The 19,210-nt window shown below is 63.2% G+C and carries 19 protein-coding genes and 1 pseudogene; 11 read left to right on the top strand and 9 right to left on the bottom strand.

The window, feature by feature from the left end; translation table 11 throughout:
• Nucleotides 1-12: 12 nt before the first annotated feature.
• The 8 genes from cpaB to ACZ5KU_RS15865 are packed head-to-tail and all read left to right on the top strand — an operon-like array spanning nucleotide 13 to nucleotide 7,842.
• On the top strand, nucleotides 13-828 hold the full coding sequence (gene cpaB, locus ACZ5KU_RS15900) for a Flp pilus assembly protein CpaB (RefSeq protein WP_416769039.1): 816 nt from the start codon (nucleotides 13-15) through the stop codon (nucleotides 826-828).
• A 59-nt stretch (nucleotides 829-887) separates the two neighbouring features.
• The gene (locus tag ACZ5KU_RS15895; RefSeq protein WP_416769038.1) at nucleotides 888-2,219 is read left to right on the top strand and encodes a TadE/TadG family type IV pilus assembly protein; all 1,332 of its coding nucleotides are present in this window, start codon (nucleotides 888-890) and stop codon (nucleotides 2,217-2,219) included.
• 8 nt (nucleotides 2,220-2,227) lie between these two features.
• On the top strand, nucleotides 2,228-2,707 hold the full coding sequence (locus ACZ5KU_RS15890; protein WP_054059783.1) for a TadE/TadG family type IV pilus assembly protein: 480 nt from the start codon (nucleotides 2,228-2,230) through the stop codon (nucleotides 2,705-2,707).
• On the top strand, nucleotides 2,707-3,201 hold the full coding sequence (locus ACZ5KU_RS15885) for a TadE/TadG family type IV pilus assembly protein (protein WP_054059782.1): 495 nt from the start codon (nucleotides 2,707-2,709) through the stop codon (nucleotides 3,199-3,201). The genes ACZ5KU_RS15890 and ACZ5KU_RS15885 overlap by 1 nt, the downstream gene beginning before the upstream one ends.
• Nucleotides 3,195-4,415 (top strand): AAA family ATPase, encoded by a 1,221-nt coding sequence (locus ACZ5KU_RS15880; RefSeq protein WP_054059781.1) that lies wholly within the window; start codon nucleotides 3,195-3,197, stop codon nucleotides 4,413-4,415. Before ACZ5KU_RS15885 ends, ACZ5KU_RS15880 begins: the two co-directional genes overlap by 7 nt.
• A 3-nt stretch (nucleotides 4,416-4,418) precedes the next feature.
• Complete coding sequence (locus tag ACZ5KU_RS15875; RefSeq protein ID WP_054059780.1) at nucleotides 4,419-5,855, top strand: CpaF family protein; 1,437 nt, start codon at nucleotides 4,419-4,421, stop codon at nucleotides 5,853-5,855.
• A 2-nt stretch (nucleotides 5,856-5,857) separates the two neighbouring features.
• The gene (locus ACZ5KU_RS15870; RefSeq protein ID WP_054059779.1) at nucleotides 5,858-6,844 is read left to right on the top strand and encodes a type II secretion system F family protein; all 987 of its coding nucleotides are present in this window, start codon (nucleotides 5,858-5,860) and stop codon (nucleotides 6,842-6,844) included.
• Nucleotides 6,845-6,873: 29 nt separating this feature from the next.
• Nucleotides 6,874-7,842 (top strand): type II secretion system F family protein, encoded by a 969-nt coding sequence (locus tag ACZ5KU_RS15865; RefSeq protein WP_054059778.1) that lies wholly within the window; start codon nucleotides 6,874-6,876, stop codon nucleotides 7,840-7,842.
• 34 nt (nucleotides 7,843-7,876) lie between these two features.
• On the opposite strand, the gene ACZ5KU_RS15860 is transcribed toward ACZ5KU_RS15865, so the two are convergent.
• The 6 genes from ACZ5KU_RS15860 to ACZ5KU_RS15835 all read right to left on the bottom strand — a co-directional run bounded on the left by ACZ5KU_RS15860 (nucleotide 7,877) and on the right by ACZ5KU_RS15835 (nucleotide 12,250).
• Nucleotides 7,877-8,143 carry a DUF3613 domain-containing protein gene (locus ACZ5KU_RS15860; protein WP_054059777.1) on the bottom strand — a complete coding sequence of 89 codons (267 nt, stop codon included), beginning with the start codon at nucleotides 8,141-8,143 and terminating at the stop codon, nucleotides 7,877-7,879.
• 15 nt (nucleotides 8,144-8,158) lie between these two features.
• Nucleotides 8,159-8,866, bottom strand: a complete 708-nt coding sequence (locus tag ACZ5KU_RS15855) for a tetratricopeptide repeat protein (RefSeq protein ID WP_054059776.1) — start codon at nucleotides 8,864-8,866, stop codon at nucleotides 8,159-8,161.
• Nucleotides 8,863-10,104 carry a type II and III secretion system protein family protein gene (locus tag ACZ5KU_RS15850; RefSeq protein WP_054059775.1) on the bottom strand — a complete coding sequence of 414 codons (1,242 nt, stop codon included), beginning with the start codon at nucleotides 10,102-10,104 and terminating at the stop codon, nucleotides 8,863-8,865. Before ACZ5KU_RS15850 ends, ACZ5KU_RS15855 begins: the two co-directional genes overlap by 4 nt.
• Nucleotides 10,105-10,474: 370 nt before the next feature.
• Nucleotides 10,475-11,179, bottom strand: a complete 705-nt coding sequence (locus ACZ5KU_RS15845) for a YajG family lipoprotein (protein WP_054059774.1) — start codon at nucleotides 11,177-11,179, stop codon at nucleotides 10,475-10,477.
• Nucleotides 11,180-11,283: 104 nt separating this feature from the next.
• Nucleotides 11,284-11,646, bottom strand: coding sequence for a DUF7079 family protein (locus ACZ5KU_RS15840; protein WP_054059773.1), 363 nt, complete (start codon nucleotides 11,644-11,646; stop codon nucleotides 11,284-11,286).
• Nucleotides 11,647-11,695: 49 nt separating this feature from the next.
• Nucleotides 11,696-12,250 (bottom strand): ankyrin repeat domain-containing protein, encoded by a 555-nt coding sequence (locus tag ACZ5KU_RS15835; protein WP_416769033.1) that lies wholly within the window; start codon nucleotides 12,248-12,250, stop codon nucleotides 11,696-11,698.
• Between the two features lie 199 nt (nucleotides 12,251-12,449).
• Between ACZ5KU_RS15835 and ACZ5KU_RS15830 the strand changes: the two genes are divergently transcribed.
• Together ACZ5KU_RS15830 and ACZ5KU_RS15825 are read left to right on the top strand one after the other, a co-directional pair.
• A complete protein-coding gene (locus ACZ5KU_RS15830; RefSeq protein WP_464735807.1) occupies nucleotides 12,450-12,950 on the top strand; it encodes a GNAT family N-acetyltransferase in 501 nt (166 codons plus the stop codon).
• 124 nt (nucleotides 12,951-13,074) lie between these two features.
• Nucleotides 13,075-14,289: an aldose 1-epimerase family protein gene (locus ACZ5KU_RS15825; protein WP_054063254.1), complete on the top strand. Its 1,215-nt coding sequence runs from the start codon at nucleotides 13,075-13,077 to the stop codon at nucleotides 14,287-14,289.
• 61 nt (nucleotides 14,290-14,350) lie between these two features.
• On the opposite strand, the gene ACZ5KU_RS15820 is transcribed toward ACZ5KU_RS15825, so the two are convergent.
• The gene (locus tag ACZ5KU_RS15820) at nucleotides 14,351-15,745 is read right to left on the bottom strand and encodes a sensor histidine kinase (protein ID WP_273820869.1); all 1,395 of its coding nucleotides are present in this window, start codon (nucleotides 15,743-15,745) and stop codon (nucleotides 14,351-14,353) included.
• Nucleotides 15,723-16,406, bottom strand: coding sequence for a response regulator transcription factor (locus ACZ5KU_RS15815; RefSeq protein ID WP_054059768.1), 684 nt, complete (start codon nucleotides 16,404-16,406; stop codon nucleotides 15,723-15,725). The genes ACZ5KU_RS15820 and ACZ5KU_RS15815 overlap by 23 nt, the downstream gene beginning before the upstream one ends.
• A 314-nt stretch (nucleotides 16,407-16,720) precedes the next feature.
• On the opposite strand from ACZ5KU_RS15815, the pseudogene ACZ5KU_RS15810 reads away from it, so the two are divergent.
• Nucleotides 16,721-18,339 (top strand): annotated as a pseudogene (locus tag ACZ5KU_RS15810) (glucan biosynthesis protein D).
• Nucleotides 18,340-18,483: 144 nt separating this feature from the next.
• On the opposite strand, the gene msrA reads toward ACZ5KU_RS15810, so the two are convergent.
• Nucleotides 18,484-19,209, bottom strand: a complete 726-nt coding sequence (msrA, locus tag ACZ5KU_RS15805) for a peptide-methionine (S)-S-oxide reductase MsrA (protein ID WP_054063256.1) — start codon at nucleotides 19,207-19,209, stop codon at nucleotides 18,484-18,486.
• Nucleotide 19,210 lies beyond the last annotated feature (1 nt).

Raw genomic sequence — 19,210 nt, 5'->3', positions numbered from 1 at the left:
GGAGATACACAAATGAGCTCTCGTACTGCAACCCTGATTGGTATTTCCCTGGTCATGGGCCTGGGTGCCGCGTGGATGGCCAACTCCTGGTTGAGCGCACGGCTCAATGCCAGCCCGGATGATCACCTGCGAAACGTGGTGGTCTCCACGGTCGAGATTCCGTTCGGACAGATGGTCGAGGCCCAGCAGGTCACGACCGTGCGCATGCCCACGGAGGCGATCCCCGACGACGCCCTGGACACCACTGAAAAGGCGGTGGGCAAGATTGCCACGTTCGACATCCTGCGCGGTGACATCGTGCGCGGCGCCAGGTTGAGCGAGCACCTGGGCGGCAGCACCCTGGCCTCGCTGATCGCACCGGACAAGCGGGCCATTTCGGTTCGGGTGGACGACGTGGTCGGCGTCGGCGGGTTCCTGCTGCCCGGAAATCGGGTCGATGTGCTGGCGACCAAGCACACCGATGGCAACAGCAACAACGCGGTGTCCCGAACCATCCTCGAGAATCTGCGGGTGCTGGCGGTGGACCAGACCGCGGGGACCGACAAGACCCAGCCGGTGGTGGTGCGGGCGGTGACGCTGGAAATGACCGCCGCCGAGGCGGAAAGCCTGGTCACGGCCCAGACCGAGGGCAAGTTGCAGTTGGCCCTGCGCAATCCGCTGACCGTGGACAAGAAACCGGTCGCTGCGCCCGTGGCACCTGTCGAGCCGCCGGTCACCGTCGCCAGCGCCACGCCACCACCCAAGCCCGTCGTGCATCGCCGCAGCAGTGGCGGCGGCACCATCACCGTGATCCGTGGCATCGAGGCCCGGGTGGTCAACGTGCAGTGAACGAGCGCCCCACGGACCGTGGGGCGACCGATTCGGTAACGGCAAGTGAGGGACTGACGATGTGTCCTCGAATTCAACCACGGCTTGCCCTGACGCCCGGGTGCCAGCGCGGATCGGTGACCGTCCTGATGGTGATCGCCCTGACAGCGATCACCATGCTGGCAGCCCTGGCGCTGGACGGCGGGCACCTGCTGCTGAACAAGACCCGGCTGCAGAATGCGGTGGACGCCGCGGCCCTGAGTGGCGCCAAGACCCTCAGCCAGGTCAGCGGCGGCACCGGCATTGCCGCCACCACGCGGGCTGCCGCACTGAACACGCTGACGCTCAACGCCAATGCCAGCGGCAACACCGAGCTGGCGGCGGCCATCGGCGGCAATGCGGGAACCTTCGCGGTGGTGGAACTGGCCAACAGTGTCTACGGACCGTTTTCCTATCCCGGGCCTGCGGATGCCACCTATGTCCGGGTCACGGTACCGAGCTACAGCCTGACCGGCTTTTTCTGGAGCTTCGTCCAGACACTGGGCAGCGCCGGCCTGGGCAGCAAGAAGGTGGTGGCGATGGCCACCGCCGGACCGAGCCCCACCAGCCCCTGTGATCTGGCACCGTTGATGGTGTGCGGTGACCCCAGCCAGTACAACCCCGGCGCGGGCAATTTCTGGGGTTATCGTTTCGGTGACCTGCAGGATCTGAAAACCGGCTCGGGCACCTCATCCGCCATTGGTCCCGGCAACTTCCAACTGCTCGATTTCGGTTCGGGTGGCAGCGCGGTCAGGGAGGACCTGGCCGGCGGCGGCTCGGTCTGCCGCAGCGTCGGGCAGGATGTCACGACTTCGCCGGGCAACAAGGTCGGTCCGACTTCCCAGGGCCTGAATACCCGCTTCGGCGAGTACGCCGGCGGGATGAAGGCTTCGGACTATCCGCCCGACCTGGTGGTCAGCTACAGCACGCCGATGATCACCAACAATTCGGGCACCCTGCAGTACAACGGCCAGACCGTCACCTCGAGCAACGGCTCGCTCACCGCGGGCGGCCAGGCACTGCTGGACTACAACGACTGGCGGGCGAGCACGGCGGCCTGTGTCGCCGGTTCCGGCAGCGGCTGCCAGAGCGGCGGGGTCTTCGAACGGCGGATGCTCAAGGTGGTGATTGGCGACTGCACCGGGAAAAACAACGGTGCCACCTCGATCCCGGTGCTGGGCTTTGGTTGCTATTTCGTCGTGCAGCCGGCCGGTGGCAGCGGGAGCACGTCGGAGATCTTCGGCCAGTTCGTGAGCGAGTGCGAAGGGGACAACGTACCGGGTCCCAATCCTTCGGCGGACAGCGGCCCGCTGATCATTCAGTTGTACAAGACCTATATCAATGGCAGCGGCACCCCGAGCAACGACTCGTAGGAGGCGTCATGGGACTTCATGCGTTCCGACAGCCCAGGCACCAGCAGGGCCTGGCCCTGATCGAGTTCACCCTGGTTCTGCCGCTGTTGCTGCTGTTGTTGCTGGCGCTGGGTGAATTCGGCCGGATGCTGTTCCAGTACAACACCCTGTTGCAGGCCAGCCGCGATGCCGGTCGTTACGTCGCCGGCCAGGCCTGGAACCCGACGCTGGGCACCGTCGTACTGAGCAGCTCGCTGCAGACCCAGACGCAGAACGTCGCCGTCTACGGTGTGCCGACCAATACCGGCAGTGCCGTGGTGTCGGGGCTGACCACCGCCAACGTGACCGTCAGTGCGCTGGGCAGCAACCATGTGCAGGTCACCATCAACTACACCTTCTGTCCGGTGATCGGTGGTGGTACCTGCAGCGGCTCGCTCAGCGGGTTCTTCCCGACGCCGATTGCACTGAGCATTCCGCTGGTCGCAACCACTGTGATGAGGGTGCTGTGATGAATCGCAAACAGATGCGTGGGCTCTACACGGTGGAATTCGCCATTGTCGGCCTGCTGGTGTTCATCGTGTTGTTCGGCGTGCTGGAAATGGGCCGCCTGTACTTCACGGTCAATAGCCTCGATGAGTCGGTAAGGCGGGGTGCGCGCCTGGCGGCGGTGTGCAATATCAGCGACCCGGCCGTGCTGCAGCGGGCGATCTTCAATGCCGCGGGCAACACCGGCCCGAGCCCGCTGATCAGCAACCTGAACACCACGAACCTGGTGCTGAGCTACCTGGACGCCAGCGGCGCGGTAGTGGCCAATCCCAACGATACCACCAGCCCCACGGGATTCCGGGCCATTCGTTATGTCCAGGTGAGCCTGTCGGGCTACGTGTTCAACCTGTTCATTCCCGGCCTTGGCGTGGCCATTACCTTGCCCACCTTCAGGGCGATCCTGCCACGCGAAGCCCTTGGACATCACTCCGAATCGGGGGAGGTCACGCCATGCTGAACATCAAGGAAACCCCGTTGAACCTGGCGACCGGCAAGTCCGGGCTGCGCTTGCTGATCAGTAGCCGCGATGCCACGGCGTTGCGGGATCTGCAAGGCGTCTGCCAGCGCATACCCAGCCTGGAGGTGAGCACTCGCCTGGTGAGCAATGGGCATGTCGACCCGCTCTACGGCCTGGAGCGGATGCCCGACCTGCTGTTGTTGCGCGTCAGCCACCTGTGGCGCGAGGAACTGGCGGCACTGCTCCAGCGCCCCGTCCATGAACGCCCGCCGCTGTTGGTGTGCGGGTTGTTGAACGAGCAGGAGGCCATGCGCCTGGCGATGCAGGCCGGGGCCCGCGATGTGCTGCCGGAGCCGATCGCCGAGATGGAACTGGTCGCCGCCCTGAACCGTCTGGTGGCGGAGGCCCGCGCCAGCAGCGGGGCACAAGGCAAGCTGATCGCCGTGATGAGCGCCAAGGGCGGCTCCGGCGGAACCCTGCTGGCCTGCAACCTGGCCCATCAACTGAGCCTCAAGGACAGCAGCACCCTGTTGCTGGACATGGACCTGCAATTCGGCAGCGTGGCGCATTACCTGGAGGTGGCGCAGTCGCACAGTCACCTGGAGGTGCTGCAGCAGGTCGACGGCATGGACAGCGTAGCCTTGCGCGGGTTCTGCAGCCATTTCAGTCCGACCCTGCACGTCCTGGGCGGTCGGCCCGGCGAGCTGTGCCTGGCCCAGGACGCCCAGCCGGAACAACTCGATACCTTGCTGCAACTGGCCCGTGCCAGCTACGACTGGGTGGTGGTCGACCTGCCGCGGCAGATCGACCACCTCACCGGGTCCGTGCTGGAACAGGCGGACCGGGTGTACGTGGTGGTGCAACAGAGCGTCTGCCACCTGCGCGATGCCAGCTCCCTGATGCGGATTCTTCGCGAAGACCTGGGGGTGCGTGGCGACCAGTTGCAGGTGGTGGTCAATCGCTATGACAAGGCGGCGCCCGTCAGCCTCAAGGACATCGGCGAAGCCTTGCGCAGCGTGAACCTGGTGAAACTGCCCAACGACTTCGGCCTGGTCAACCAGAGCCAGAACTCTGGCGTGCCGTTGGGGCTGCAGGCACCGCGGGCGCCGATTACCGTCGCGATGCGCGAGATGACCGGGCAGTTGTACGGCAACCCGCTGGCCGGGAACAACGGCCTGTTCAAACGCGCCTTCAACCGTATCTTCAGGGGGTGAGCCATGATCAGCGAATTTCGTAACCGCTTGCGCAAACAGTCCGGCAAGCCCCTCGTGGCGCTGGCCGCCCAGCAGGGCGATGAGCCGCCGGTGCCCGCCGCGGAGCTGATGGCCTGGGAGCGTACGGCGCCGGAGATCCCCTACGAAACCCGCAGCCAGGTCACCCCGGTGGAGGCCGAATGGCGGGAACGGATTTACCAGCAATTGCTCAAGGTCATGGACCTGTCGCTGCTCGACGCGCTGGAGCAGGCCGAAGCCGCGCGGCAGATCCGCGATATCTGCCAGCGTCTGCTGGATGAACATTCGGCGCCGGTCAGTTCGGTCAGTCGCCAGTTGATCATCAAGCAGATCACCGACGAGGTGCTCGGTCTCGGCCCGCTGGAGCCGCTGCTGGCGGACCACAGCGTGTCCGATATCCTGGTCAACGGCCATGCCTCGGTGTATGTCGAGCGTTTCGGCAAACTGCAGAAGACCGATGTGCGCTTTCGCGACGATCAGCATCTGCTGAACATCATCGATCGCATCGTGTCCAGCCTGGGGCGGCGTATCGACGAGTCCTCGCCATTGGTCGACGCCCGGCTCAAGGATGGCTCGCGGGTCAACGCGATCATCCCGCCGCTGGCCATCGACGGGCCGAGCATGTCGATCCGTCGATTTGCCGTGGACCTGCTCAACACCGACAGCCTGATCCAGGTAGGAACCCTGACCCCGGCCATCGCGCTGCTGCTCAAGGCGATCGTGCGCGGTCGCCTGAACGTACTGATTTCCGGCGGTACCGGCAGCGGCAAGACGACCCTGCTCAACGTGCTGTCCAGCTACATCCCGCTGAACGAGCGGATCGTCACCATCGAGGACTCGGCCGAGCTGCAACTGCAGCAGCCCCATGTGGTACGCCTGGAAACCCGCCCCTCCAACATCGAGGGGCGGGGCGAGGTGAGCCAGCGTGAGCTGGTGCGCAACAGCCTGCGGATGCGCCCGGACCGTATCGTCATCGGCGAAGTCCGAGGCGTCGAGGCGCTGGACATGCTCACGGCCATGAACACCGGCCACGACGGTTCCCTGACCACCATCCATGCCAACACCGCGCGCGATGCGCTGGGGCGCGTCGAGAACATGGTGTCGATGACCGGTGCCACCTTCCCGATCAAGGCCATGCGCCAGCAGATCGCCTCGGCCATCGATGTGGTGATCCAGCTCGAGCGCCAGGAGGACGGCAAGCGCCGCCTGGTCAGCGTGCAGGAGATCAACGGCATGGAGGGCGAGATCATCACCATGAGCGAGATCTTCTCGTTTGCCCGCAGTGGCGTGGGTGAAAACGGCGAAGTGCAGGGCGATTATCGCCCCAGCGGGATGATCCCGGCCTTTCGCGAGGTACTGGCCAAGCGCGGTATCGAGTTGCCACTCTCGCTGTTCCGCCCCGAGTGGATGGAGGGACGCTAGTCATGAACCACATCTCCGGCGAATTCATTCTGATCTTCCTGGGCATGGTGTTCATCGCCGCCTTCCTGCTGGCCCAGAGCGTGGTGGTACCGGTGTTCGGCGAGGCGAGCAGGATGCGCAAGCGCATTCGCGGTCGCCTGCATGTGCTGGAGAAGGCCAACAACCTGCCGAACATGCAGACCGTGCTGCGGCAGAAATACCTGACGCGCCTGTCGCCCCTGGAGGCCGCGCTCGAACAACTGCCGTTCATGGCGGACCTGACGCAACTGATCGAGCAGTCCGGGCATGAATACCGCGCCTATCGGGTGCTGTTGCTCGGAGTCGCCATGGGCGCAGCGGCCGGTGCCCTGGCGCTGATGATGGGCGCCTCCGGGTGGGTGGCGCTGCTGGCGGCCCTGATGGTCGCCTGGTTGCCGCTGCTGAAAATCTTCAGGGACCGCAACCGGCGTTTTGCCGACTTCGAGGTGGGGCTGCCCGATGCCCTGGATGCCATGTGCCGCGCGTTGCGCGCCGGGCACCCGTTCAACGACACCCTGCGGCTGGTCTCCGAGGACCAGAAGGGGCCGGTGGCCCATGAGTTCGGCCTGACCTTCGCCGATATCAACTATGGCAATGACGTGCGCCGGGCCATGCTCGGCCTGTTGGAGCGCATGCCGAGCATGACGGTGATGATGCTGGTGACGTCGATCCTCATCCATCGCGAGACCGGCGGCAACCTGACCGAGGTGCTGGAGCGCCTGAGCCGGCTGATCCGCGGACGCTTCCGCTTTCAGCGCAAGATCAAGACCCTGTCGGCCGAAGGGCGCATGTCGGCCTGGGTGCTGGTTTCCATTCCCTTCGTGCTGGCGGCGGTGATCCTGGTCACCACCCCCAGCTACCTGCCGGTGCTGATCAATGATCCGGTCGGCCACAAGATGATCATCGGCGCCTTCTGCGCCATGTTGGTCGGGATTTTCTGGATACGCAAAATCATCCGCATTCAGGTTTAGGCGGTTTTCACCCTGTGGAGGGGCGAGTCATGGACTATCTGCTCGGGTTGTTCAGTCGGGTGACGGAGAATGAGGCGCTGGCTCGCCTGTTGTTCGTCAGCGCGATCGGTTTGAGCACGGTGCTGGCGGTGGTCACCGTCATCCTGTTGCTGATGGGGCTGCAGGATCCGATGCAGCGTCGCCTGGCATCGATCAAGCGCGGACATATCGGCGGCACGGTGGGAGCAGAGGTGCCGGGTGGCCTGCAGGTGCTGCTGGAGCGGGTGGGGCAGCAGTTCGGTTCGACCGAGACGGCGCAGGCGTCCGCCACCCAACTGCTGTTGATCCACGCCGGGTATCGCTCGTCTTCAGCGGTGCAGGTGTACTGGGCGGTGCGCTTGCTGCTGCCCTTGCTGCTGCTGGGGCTCGGGGTGCTGGTGTTGCCGCTGGTGCCCAGGCTTTCCCTGGCCCTTGGTTTGCTGTTGCTGACCCTGGTGGCGGGTGTCGCCTGGCTGCTGCCGGCATTGTACGTCGGCAAGCGCAAGCAACGGCGGCAACGGCGTTTGCGGGCGGCCTTTCCCGATGCGCTGGACCTGATGGTGGTCTGCGTGGAGTCGGGGCTGGCCCTGCCGACGACCATCGAGCGGGTGGCCGAGGAAATGGCGGTCAGCCAGGTCGAGCTGGCCGAGGAACTGGCGCTGGTCAATGCGCAGATCCGTGCCGGGGTCAGCAACACCGAGGCGCTCAAGCAACTGGCGGTGCGTACCGGGCTGGAGGATGTGCAGGGGTTGGTCAGTCTGCTGGCGCAGAGCATTCGTTTCGGTACCAGCGTGGCCGAAACCCTGCGCATCTATGCCGACGAGTTCCGTGACCGGCGTACCCAGGCGGCCGAGGAGGCCGGCGCGAAAATCGGTACCAAGCTGATCTTCCCGCTGATTTTCTGCCTGTGGCCGAGCTTCTTCCTGATTGCGATCGGCCCGGCCATGATCGGGGTGTTCCAGGCCTTCGGCAGTCCATGATCGCCGAACGCCGATCCATGACACCGGCGCTGGCTCATTTGCCGCTGACGCTGCCCGATTCCTTCTGCTGGTAACGCTCGGGGATGGGATAGTTGAAACTGTTGAGCCAGCGTTGCATGGCCAGGTCGCGTTCGGCGGCCGAGGCGGTCTGCAGTTGAGGAGAGGCCACCACACCGCGAATCTGCAGTTGCAGCCAGCGTTCAGTGTCCTGCTGCTGCTCTGACGAGGGGCCCGGGTCAATCGCCCAGGCGCTCGTGGACAGGCAGGCCAGGGACACCATCAACAACCTCTTGGTATTCATCTCGACTCCTCGTCTCTACTTGATCGCACTGCCGGGAGCGGCATCGGCGCCCGGGCGCGCGCCCTCGACAGCCGCTACGTTCCGAGCCTGGGCCTTGAGTTTCGCCGCCCGGGATTGCGCCTCGGTGACCTGTTTCGGGCTCAGGTTGGAACGGCTCGCCAGCTCCGCGGCCTGCTTCCAGTTATCCTGATAGATCAACAGTGTCACCAGGTTGAAGGCGGCCAGCGAGTCTGACTGCTTGAGCTCCAGGGCGGTCAGAAACTCGAAGCGTGCATCGTTGATCCGCCGTTGGTTGAGGTAGACGACCCCCAGGTCATTGCGGATCTTTTCATCGGTGGGCGCCATCCTCGCGGCCCGTTCAAGATGGTCCAGGGCAGTGGCATTATCGTTTCGGGCCGCCGCCAACTGACCCAGGCCATGCTCGCCTTCGGCCGCCAGGCAAGTGCCGAGCAGCCCCTTGTACAAGGGTTCGGCGTCGCTGCGGCCGAGCATGCGCAGTATGCGAGCCTTGCGCAGGCGAACCTGGACCAGGTCGTCGGGCAGGCCTTCCAGGTTCGCCAGGCTGGCATACAGGCGGCCATCGTTGATCATTTCGTCGGCCAGGTTCAGGGTCAACTGCTGATCCGAAGGGGGAGGCGTGCAGCTGGCCGGTCGGGAAGACAGGGTATTGCTGGCACAGCCCGTGAGCAGCACCGTTGCCGCCAGCGCCATCACCGTTTTCATTGCGAAAGCCCCATGCGATTGTCGAAGTCACCGCTCTCGAGGAAGTACATGCGGTAGAAGTTCGGGTCGTAATTGCGCAGTTGCTCGCCAGGCAGCGAGGGCAGCTTGGCGTTGGCCGCCAGGGGTTGAACCAGGTGCGGCGTGACGATCATCAGCAGTTCGCGTTCGTCACGGTTGAGCGTGTTGTTGCGGAAGAATGCGCCAAGCACGGGAATGTCGCCCAGCCCCGGAAACTTGTTCACCTGGGCGGTGTTGCGGCTGCTGATCAGGCCGCTGACGACGAAGCTTTCGCCATCGGCCAGGGAAATGCTGGTGTCGGTACGGCGCACGGTCAGCGCCGGGACCACGATGCCGGAGATCTGCACGCCATTGGAGTAGTCCAGCTCGCTGACTTCGGGGGCGACTTTCAGGGTAATGCGACCGCTGCCGATGATGGTCGGGGTCAGGGTCAGGCGGACACCGAATTCCTTGTACTCGATGGAGATGGTATCGCTGCCCGAACTGGGTACCGGAATCGGCACTTCACCCCCGGCCAGGAAGCTCGCACTCTGGCCGCTGAGGGCCACCAGGCTCGGGCGTGCGAGGGTATAGGCGAAACCGCTGCCCTCCAGGGAGTTGATCAGCCCCAGCACATTGCCGCCGCCAATGCCGATATTGAACGAGTCGTTGTTGAGGGGGATGTTGGGCGCCAGGCGGCCAATCTGGCCGGGCGTCACCGTCACGCCGGGCACCGTGCCCGGCGAACCGAACAGGAAATTGCCGCTCTTGCCGAAGATCGAGGTACTGGCCTCCTTGAGTTTGCTGCGGCTGACTTCGACGAAGCGAATATCGGTCTGCACCTGGCTCGGCAGCAGCGGGTCTTCGGAAGGGACCGTCGAGACGCTGGTCAGCGCCGCGGTGGCCTTGCCCTTGACGAACACCATGCTTTGGCGTGGCGTCGGCGAGCAGGCGGTCCAGACCATCAGGCTGGTGGCGCCTGGAGCCATGCCGGTGAGAATGAAGGCACTGCCGCCGCTGGTTTGTACATCGGCGATCTTCGGGTCGCCCACGGCCAGTTGCGTAATGGGCACCGGCATCCGCAGTTCATCCTGAAGCCCCTGGCCCACCTCGAACACGGTGGGCAAACTGGCCAGTTGCGAACAGTTTCCCGCCGCGGCCTGGGCCGCTTCCATCCCAAGGCCCATCCATAACAGGCCTTGAACAATTGTCCTGAAAGCAGGCACGGTACGATAAATCATGATAGGTACACCCTCGCCGAACAGGCCGTCCGTGGGCTGACTGGGTTACCCCAGAACTGCCCCCCCACACTAACCACCAATGACGCCAGCAATATCCTCGATACCGCGCACGATCAGGGGAACAGGTCTGACTGATTCGCCGACTGATCGTTGAAAACAACTTGGGGTGATACAAGCCGGAATGGCTCGGTCCTTGTGTGAAAAGGTAGTTCAATCAAAGCAAAGCGCCATGATCGAAAGGAAAAACTTTCACTGCGCGAGGAGGGTGCTTGGCCCATTGATCCGGGACAGATCAGGGGCCTTGGCTACTTCGAGAGGAACTTGGGAGCGAACTTATGTGAACTTTGCCCAATAAGTCCGCCCTGACCCGTTACTTGGCTGCCGTATCTTGCGACTGGTTGTTGGCGTGATACAGCGCCAGGTGATTGGAAATGCACATGTCATAGGCCTCGACCAGAAACAGATGAGGCTTGGAGGCGATCGGTGGAACCAGGCAGCGGGTGGTGACGCGTTTGCCCAGTATTTCCGTATCGATATAGATGAGATTCACCGGAGACTTTTTCGGGTTTTCCTCTGCACTGAAGTACGCCCGGGTGTATTCCTCCTTGCCTTCGGTCTTGTCCAGCGATTGACTGTCGATCCGGGTGGTCAGGACGTCTCCGGCCGGAAAGCTCTTGTCCGCCATCAGCGCTACGCCGATCGGGCCGGTGAAGCCGGCCAGCAGCGCGTTCTTGCGCAGTTGCGATTGCAGGTTGGCATAGGTGACGAAGTGCAGCACCTTGATCGATGGCTGACTGCCCAGTTCCGGCAGCGTTTCATAAGCTCGGTGGGCCAGCAGCCGCGGGCCTGTGGGTTTGGTCGCGGTGTCCGCTACACGATAGATGGCATAGGCATCACTGGTGATCAGCAGACTGAAAATCTCTTTTTCGCTCTCACTGTGGGGGCGCAGGTCCTGGATGGCGATCTTGTCCGACTGCTCCAGCCCCGAAAACTCCGGTGGCGGCACGGGTGGCTGGCTGGCGCAGCCGGCAAGGACCAGCAGGCTGGTGGCAAGAAGGGTTTTCAACGGGTGCATGGAACGTCCTGTTGTCATGGAAGAGAAGGGCTTCGGGTTGGCTTCGAATCCATCTGCCGGGTGAGCGAATAGATAGTGGCTAATAGCCATTCCATGATACGCGGCTATTGCCCGGCAACGGTATCGGTTTTGCCGAGTGCCCGGATGATATTCTGCCAACACTTCCCGATTTCCCTGGCAACCAAGCCACGCGGGTGCCTGGACTGCGGCTCGTCGACCACCCTGAGATTTTCCACAAGCCAGGCATCCGACCAGCCGGCCCATTCCCCGGCGACACACTTGAGGTTCGCCTGCAGAACCGGAAAAACCTCGTTCCACAAGATGCGCTGGACCTCTTCCTGCGAATAGCCGGACTCCCGGATGGCTCGTGCAATGGCGTCGTAGGTCAGCGGGTCGATCTCGGTATCGAGAAACAGCGACGAGAGGGCTTGCCAGATTTTCAGACGGTTCGTGTCAACGGACCTCATGGATGACGCTCCTTCAGCGGATGCCAAGGCAGACGTTGGCGTACATAGCCTAGGCGATGGGTAGAGCCGATTCGCCGTCCATCCCGCAAGGCGGATCATAAGTACCGTGCCAGCCCACCAGGGTGCGTTCGAACGAGTCCGCAAAGTACCTGGCGCCCTTGGCAATCCTGACCACGCCGCCGGCATAGGCCACCAGCATGGCTTCTTGCGCACGACGCTCCGTGGCTTCGCTCCACGCGCTGCTGCTGGGCAGCAGGTCCGGATCATTGGGGCTGACCCAGTGAACCTTGCTGACTTGCGCCGCCCGCCGCAAAAGCTCGGCCAGCCTGGAGTGCCCCTGATCCCGGGCGATATCCGCCGCCGTCTGCTCCTTGCCAGTCATGCTGTCTAGCGAGGCACCGGCACGAATCAATGCCCGGCAGGCGGCTTCATGACCGAAGTAGGCGGCCTGGTGCAGAAAGGTCCAACCGGAAGAGGCTTTTTGATAATGGCAGCAGCGCCGTGCAATCTGCGGCCACTCGTTCCACTCTGACAGCAGTGGATCCCACTTGCCATGCTTGGCCTGCTCGTAGGCCTGTTCCACGAGATTGTGCAGTGCGCTCATTTCGTTCTGTTCATGAGGGGGGAGTCGCTATACCGTGGCCACCTGCGCAGGAAAACGAAGGCCTGGACAGGGGCTAGGCGCACCTTCACGTCGCAGGCCCATCATTTCTCGCGTTCGACACACTGAATAAAATCCAACGGCTGTGTCTGCAAACAGTAACAAGAAATCGGAACATTGCGCATCAGGGAGAGGGAGATCAATGAGTTCATTCAGAGTGCGCAGGCTGGAGGGCACCGATACCCAGGCCTTGCTGGCATTCGAAACCCATAATCGTGAATGGTTCGAATCACGCATCGATGCACGCGATCCAGCCTTCTACTCATTGCAGGGCGTCACCGTGCATATCGAGGACTATCTGTCCGGCTTTGCCAAGGGCATCTGGCATCCGTTCGTTTTGGAGGACCCCAGCGGCAGGATCGTCGGCCGGGCCAATCTGAAAGATATCGACTCGTCCAAAGGCATCGCTGAAGTCGGTTACCGGGTCGCTGGGGACGTTTGCGGGCAGGGGCTTGCCACACTGGCCTTGAGGCATCTGATTCAGCAGGCCCGGCAACACTGGAAGCTCAAGCAATTGGTGGCGTATGTCTACAAGAACAATATCGGCTCAGCCAAGGTGCTGTCTCGTTGCGGATTCCGGATCGAGCAGGCGCCGCAGGAAGAAGTAGGGGATGATCGGCATCGATGGGTGCTGTCGATCTAGCTCGGGAAGGCCTGTCCAGAGCAGGCCAGCTGGGTTGGCCTGTCGGAGTGTCTGTCCCTTGTTTGACTTGCTGAATCGTTTCACTAGGTTTATAAAAGTCGAACAATTCCAATAAGGACCGCCCATGAACACCCTCCGACTGATTTTCGGCGTTACCGCTCTGACCACCGCTTCCCACGCCCTGGCCTGGGACTATGTGCTGCTCGACAGCGACACCCCTGCGCAGAACCGCCAGATCACCAGCCAGCAACTGGGGATCAAGACCGCCAAGCCGTTCTCCATAACCCTGCGCACCTTGCACGGCGGCCGCCAGGAAGGGGTCAGCATTGTCGACATCGACAACGGCACGATGAAGCTCTCGGTGGTCCCGACCCGGGGCATGAACGTTCTGCACGCCTCCGTGGGCAATGTGCGCATGGGCTGGGATTCTCCGGTCAAGGAGGTGGTCAACCCGGCCTTCATCGAACTCAACGGCCGTGGCGGCCTGGGCTGGCTGGAGGGGTTCAACGAACTGGTGGTGCGTTGCGGCTATGAGTGGGTCGGTCACCCGGGGCTGGACAACGGCGAATTGCTCACCTTGCACGGCCGGGCGGCGAATATTCCGGCCAACAGGGTCACCCTGCATATCGATGAACAACCGCCTTACGCCATTCGCCTGCAGGGCGAATTGAAGGAGCAGGCGTTCAAGAAAGTCGACTTCTCCGTGGTCACCGAACTGTCGACGTTGCCCGGTAGCGTGAGCTTTGCGCTCAATGACACGCTGACCAACAACGGCGACTATCCGAAGGAATACCAGGCGCTGTACCACAACAACTTCAGCACGCCGTTCCTGGAGCAGGGCGCGCGTTTCGTTGCGCCGGTGAAGCAGGTGTCACCGTTCAACGACAAGGCCAAGGGCGACCTGCCGGACTGGCAGACCTACCGCGCGCCAACCCGGGACTACGACGAGACGGTCTACAACGTCGTGCCCTACGCCGATGCCAAGGGCGATACCCTGGCGGTATTGCACAACAAGGCCGCTAACCTCGGGGTGTCGGTCGGCTTCAACACACAACAGTTGCCGGTGTTCTCCCTGTGGAAGAACACCGACACCCAGGGCCAGGGCTACGTGACCGGGCTGGAGCCGGGCACCAGCTTTTCCTATAACCGTCGTTACCAGCGTCCGCTGGGGTTGGTGCCGACCATCGGTGCCGGGCAGAAGCGGCAGTTCCAGATCAGCTATAGCCTGCTGGCGGACAAGGCGGCCGTGGATCAGGCGGTGCAGCGGGTGACCCAGATCCAGGATGGGCGCAAGACGGAAGTGCGCGGTACGCCCCTGGTGGACCTGAGCAAGGAATGATCCATCCTTCACTCGCACAACCGCAAAGGGCATTCGCGATCCGTCGCGCCGTCTGCGTCGGCTAGTCGACGGCGATCAGGTTGTCCCGGCACTCCAGAATCAGCCGGGCGCCTGTTCGCTCGCCGGTGCCGATCTTCAGGTTGAAGCCATGCAGGCTGATGATCGCCGCGACGATCGACAGGCCCAGGCCGAAGCCGCTGTGCTGGTTGCCGTCATCGCAGCGGTAGAAACGCTGGAACACCGCATCGCGCTCCGAGGGTGGAATGCCCGGGCCGGTGTCGATCACCTCGATCCGTGTGCTGCCCTGGTCGCTGGCCGCCAGCAGCACTACTTCACCGCCCGGCGGGGTGAACTTGATCGAGTTGCTCAGCAGGTTCGCCAGGGCCTCGAAGAGCAGGGCGCGGTCGCCGGTGATGTGCGGCAACACTTGCGGCAACTCCAGGCGCAGGCTGATTTGCGCTTCTTCGGCCAGGGGCAGGTAGAAGTCATGCAACTCGCGCAGCAGCGGTAGTGGGTCGAGCACCACGAAGCCGGAACGGCGTTGGTGGTCTTCCAGCTCGGAGATCCGCAACAGCCCCTTGAAGCGCGCCATCAGGGTGTCGGTCTCGGCAATCACGCCGTCCAGTTGCAGGGCCTCGGGAGAGTCGTGCGGGGCCTGCTGCTGGATGCGGTAGAGCTGCGCGCGCAGGCGGGTCAGCGGGGTGCGCAGGTCGTGGGCGATGTTGTCGCAGACGCCCTTGACCTCGTTCATCAGCCGCTCGATGCGGTCGAGCATGGCGTTGACGATGGCCGCCAGCATGTCCAGCTCGTCGCGGCGGTTGGACAGTGGCAGGCGGTGGCCGAGGTCGCCGGCGACGATCGCTTCGGCGCTGGCCTGGATCGCCCGGATACGGCGGATCGGCCGACGCCGCAGCAGATGCCAGCCGGCAATGCCGGGCAGAATGGTCAGCGACACCGCCCAGAACAGCGCATGGAGGATGATCCGCGTCACGCCGAACAGCGAGCCGTTGTCACGCACCAGCAGCAGCCAGCGGCCGTCATGGGTCTGGGTGGCGACGGCGTCGCAACTGTCCTGGGGCAGGTTGGGGTCGTCGGAATCGATGCAGTTGGTCAGTTCGTGGATGTGGCCGTCCATGATCAGGTCCGGCGGCATTTGCTTGATCGGCCCGCTGAGGTGCATTTTCTGTTCGTTGAACAGGCCGTAGGCGTCGACCCCGCGCATGTCGAAAGTCATGCTGGTGGTCAGCGCGTCCAGCAACTGCTGGCCCTGGAAGCGCGAGAACAGGTGCTGGCGCTGCATCAGCGAGTGGCGCGCCAGCGTGTCGAGGTAGCCGGAGACCTCGTAGTAGAGCACGCCCATCAGGCTGCAGCTCCAGGCCACGAAGAGGAAACTGTAAAGCGCCAGCAGGCGGCTGGTGGACGAGCGCCAGCCCTTAGAGGGGTTCGGCAATGACATAACCGGAGCCTCGTACCGTGCGGATCAGCGGTGGCAGGCCGGGACTGTCGATTTTCTTGCGCAGGCGGCCGATGTGTACATCGATCAGGTTGGTGCCCGGGTCGAAGTGATAACCCCAGACTTCCTCGAAGATCATCATCCGCGAGAGGATCTGCCCGGTGTTGCGCATCAGGAACTCCAGCAGCTTGTATTCGGTGGGCAGCAGGCTGAGCAGTTGGTCGGCGCGGGTGGCTTCGCGGCTGATCAGGTTCAGTTCCAGGTCGGCGACCCGCAGCGAGGTCTCGAACTCCCGGGCCGGGCTCTTGCGCCGCAGCAGTACCTCGACCCGGGCGGCCATCTCGTCGGAGGCGAAGGGCTTGGTCAGGTAGTCGTCGCCGCCGGCGCGCAGGCCACGCACGCGCTCGTCGACATCGGAGAGGGCGCTGATCATCAGGATCGGCGTGGCGACGCCAATGGTCCGCAGGGTGGTGACGATGGCCAGGCCATCGAGTTCCGGCAGCATGCGATCGAGGGTGATCAGGTCGTAGTCGCCGCTCACGGCGCGTACCAGGCCTTCACGGCCATTGTCCACCCAGTCCACTTCAAGCCCATGGCTGCTCAGTTCAGCCACGATTTCCTTGGCGGTTACAGCATCATCTTCGATGGTCAGGATGCGGGTCATTGCGGTTGCCTCGTACGGACCTTCACAACAGGCGTGGGATTTTGCCAACAAACCAGTGAAAGCTTTCTGAAGAAATTTTCATGTTTTCCTGGCGGTCGTTAAGGGGAGCGCCCCGATATCGGATCGAGGCTTGAAACATCTAGCCACACCTTTGCTGAATAAAGCCTGTCATCAAGTTTTTCAAAGAGATTGCGAACGTTCCTCAGGATTTGGTATCTGTTTGCTTGCAGCCGCTGGTCGTGCGAAGTGGCTGATTCCCCTGTCCGACACCTTGCGTTTGCGGTGTCCGGATCGTCCTCAGTACAGGTCTTTTTATGCATCGCCGTAATCTCCTGAAAGCTTCCATGGCCCTGGCGGCCTATACCGGCCTGTCGGCCAGCGGTTTGTTCGCGGCACGGGCGCTCGCCGCCACCGCGGACGGTGACATCGAACATTTTGATTTCGAGGCGTTGCAGGCCCAGGCGAAGGGACTCGCTGGCAAACCTTATGTCAGTACGCGGCAGGTGCTGCCGCCGACGCTGGCGAACATGACCCGCAGCAGTTCAATGCGATCCAGTACGACGCCCGGCATTCGCTGTGGAATGAGCTCAAGGGTCAGTTGGATGTGCAGTTCTTCCACGTCGGCATGGGCTTCAGGCAGCCGGTGCGCATGTACAGCGTCGATGCGAAGACGCGCCAGGCGCGGGAAGTGCATTTCCGGCCGCCGCTGTTCAATTACGCCAGCAGCGGTATCGACCCGTCCCAGCTCAAGGGCGACCTGGGTTTTGCCGGCTTCAAGCTGTTCAAGGCCCCGGAAATCGATCGCCACGATATCGTCTCCTTTCTCGGTGCCAGCTATTTCCGCGCAGTGGACAAGACCGGTCAGTACGGCCTTTCGGCGCGCGGGCTGGCGATCCACACCTATGCGCACAAACGTGAGGAGTTCCCGGACTTCACCAAGTTCTGGTTCGAGACGCCGGCCAGGGACAGCACGCGTTTTGTGGTCTATGCCTTGCTCGACTCGCCGAGCGCCACCGGCGCCTACCGTTTCGATATCGATTGCCAGGCCGAGCAGGTGGTGATGATGGTCGAGGCCCATGTCAACGCGCGGGTGGATATCGAGCAGTTGGGCATTGCGCCGATGACCAGCATGTTCAGCTGTGGTACTCACGAGCGGCGCATGTGCGACACCATCCATCCGCAGATCCACGATTCCGATCGCCTGGCGATGTGGCGTGGCAATGGCGAGTGGATCTGCCGACCGCTGAACAACCCGGCCAAGCTGCAGTTCAATGCGTTTGCCGACAAGGACCCCAAGGGCTTCGGCCTGGTGCAGACCGACCACGAATTCGCCAGCTACCAGGACACCGTGGACTGGTACAGCCGCCGGCCGAGCCTGTGGGTCGAGCCGACCACGCCCTGGGGCGAGGGCTCGGTGCAGTTGCTGGAGATCCCGACCACCGGCGAAACCATGGACAACATCGTCGCCTTCTGGACCCCGAAGCAGCCGGTCAAGGCCGGTGACTCGCTGAGCTACGGCTACAAGCTGTACTGGAGCGCGCTGCCGCCGGTGGGTACACCGCTGGCACGGGTGCATGCGACGCGCTCGGGCATGGGTGGTTTCACCGAGGGCTGGGCGCCGGGCGAGCATTACCCCGAAGTCTGGGCCCGGCGTTTTGCCGTGGACTTCAACGGCGGCGGGCTGGAGCGGCTGCCGGAGGGGAGCGGGATCGAGCCGGTGGTCACCACCTCCAATGGTCAGGTGAAGGATTTCAGTGTCCTCAAGCTGGATGAGATCGGCGGCTACCGGGTGATCTTCGACTGGTACCCGACCAACGACAGCGTCGACCCGGTGGAGATGCGACTGTTCATTCGCAGCGGCGAGCGGACCTTGAGCGAGACCTGGTTGTACCAGTACTTCCCGCCCGCGCCGGACAAACGGCGTTATCCCTGAGGGGCGAGGCACCGTTTGAAATAGGTGGTGCCTGCTCCGTCGCTTTCGCGGGCAAGCCCGGCGCCTACAGGAACGTGCAGAACAAACAGCCCTGTACGGCACAACCTGCAGCAGCCGGGCTTGCCCGCGAAGAGGCCCTCAGGATCACCGTATATCCGGCACCAGCACCGGATCTTCCCGATACCACTGCGGCTCCATGCGCTTGAGGTTCTCCACCTTCGGCAGGTCGTTGATGGCGATGTAGGGCACGTAGGGATGCAAGGTCAGGTAGTTCTGGTGATACCCCTCGGCCGGATAGAACACCTTGTTGTCCTCGATCCGGGTGACGATCTTCGACGGGAACACCCTGGCGCCATCCAACTGCGCGATATATGCCTGGGCGATCTTTTCCTGCCCGGCGTTCACCGGGAAGATCGCCGAGCGGTACTGCGTGCCGCTGTCCGGCCCCTGGCGGTTGAGCTGGGTCGGGTCGTGGGCCACCGAGAAGAACACCTGCAGCAGCTTGCCATAGCTGACCTGGCTCGGGTCGTAGGTGATCTGTACTGATTCGGCATGCCCGGTATCGCCTTCGCCAACCTGTTCGTAATGGGCGGTACCCGCCGCGCCGCCGGCATAGCCGGACACCACGTTCTGCACCCCGCGCACATGTTGGAACACGCCCTGGACACCCCAGAAGCAGCCGCCGGCGAACACGGCCGTGGCCTGGCCGGCGGTGGCCGGCTCATCCAGCGCCGGCGGAGCGATCTGCACCGCCGGCTCGGCGGCAAAGGCCAGGCGCTGCACCAGCAGGATCGACAGGGCCAGGCCGGCCACAGCGGCCATCGTCAACAGCGGCGAGACGTTTTTTTTCTGCATCATGGACTTGCTCATT

It is taken from the genome of Pseudomonas sp. Tof1 (assembly GCF_055390395.1).
The sequence above is the reverse complement of the archived record's forward strand: the minus strand, read 5'-3'. Positions and strand labels throughout refer to the sequence as shown.